Source organism: Bacillus siamensis KCTC 13613, from assembly GCF_000262045.1.
GTDB classification, from domain to species: domain Bacteria; phylum Bacillota; class Bacilli; order Bacillales; family Bacillaceae; genus Bacillus; species Bacillus siamensis.
Window position 1 is genome coordinate 1 of the sequence record NZ_AJVF01000018.1, and the last position, 1191, is coordinate 1191.

Consider the following 1191-nt stretch of genomic DNA (forward strand, 5'->3'; position numbering starts at 1 on the left):
TCCTGTTACTCCGGTGGGGCCGGTTTCTCCTGTCGCCCCGGTTGCTCCTGTTAAGCCAGTCGCTCCAGTTGGACCTGTTGGGCCGGTTTCTCCAGTCACTCCGGTTGATCCGGTTGGACCAGTTGAGCCGGTTGATCCGGTTGATCCGGTTACTCCGGTCGCTCCTGTTGCACCCGTTGGGCCGGTTTCTCCAGTTACTCCGGTCGCTCCTGTTGCTCCTGTTTCCCCGGTTGCTCCTGTTTCTCCAGCTACTCCGGTTGCACCCGTTGGGCCGGTTGCTCCAGTTACTCCGGTTACTCCGGTTGGTCCTGTTGGTCCCGTTTCTCCAGTCGCTCCGGTTACACCAGTTACTCCTGTTGATCCTGTTGCCCCGGTTGATCCTGTTTCTCCTGTTGCTCCAGTTACTCCGGTTACTCCGGTTACTCCGGTTGGTCCTGTTGGTCCCGTTTCTCCAGTCGCTCCGGTTACTCCGGTTGGACCAGTTACTCCTGTTGATCCGGTTGCACCCGTTGGGCCGGTTGCGCCAGTTACTCCGGTTGCTCCTGTTGGACCGGTTTCTCCAGTTACTCCTGTTGATCCTGTTGCACCCGTTGGTCCGGTTTCTCCAGTCACTCCGGTTGAGCCTGTTTCTCCAGTTGCTCCCGTTTCTCCAGTCGCTCCGGTTACTCCTGTTGATCCTGTTTCTCCAGTTGCCCCGGTTGCTCCGGTTACTCCTGTTGGTCCCGTTTCTCCTGTCGCTCCGGTTACTCCTGTTACTCCTGTTACTCCTGTTGGTCCCGTTTCTCCAGTTGAGCCGGTTACACCAGTTACTCCTGTTGCTCCTGTTTCTCCAGTTGGACCAGTTACTCCCGTTGCTCCGGTTGCACCCGTTGGTCCGGTTTCTCCAGTCACTCCGGTTACACCTGTTGCTCCTGTTGGTCCTGTTGGTCCCGTTTCTCCAGTCGCTCCGGTTACACCCGTTGGGCCAGTTTCTCCAGTTGAGCCGGTTGATCCTGTTACTCCTGTTGCTCCAGTTGCCCCGGTTGCACCAGTTGCTCCGGTTGAGCCCGTTACTCCTGTTGCTCCTGTTGGGCCTGTTGACCCGGTTGGACCCGTTGGGCCAGTTTCTCCTGTCACTCCGGTTGAACCAGTTTCTCCAGTTGAGCCGGTTACACCAGTTACTCCTGTTGCTCCTGTTGGACCAGTTACTCC

Annotated in this window: 1 protein-coding gene; it reads right to left on the reverse strand. The window is 57.5% G+C overall.

The annotated features are described in order from the left end of the window. Positions 1–1191, reverse strand: a 1191-nt coding sequence (locus tag Y79_RS01000000119980) for a collagen-like domain-containing protein (protein WP_016936792.1), incomplete at both ends; no start/stop codon positions are given.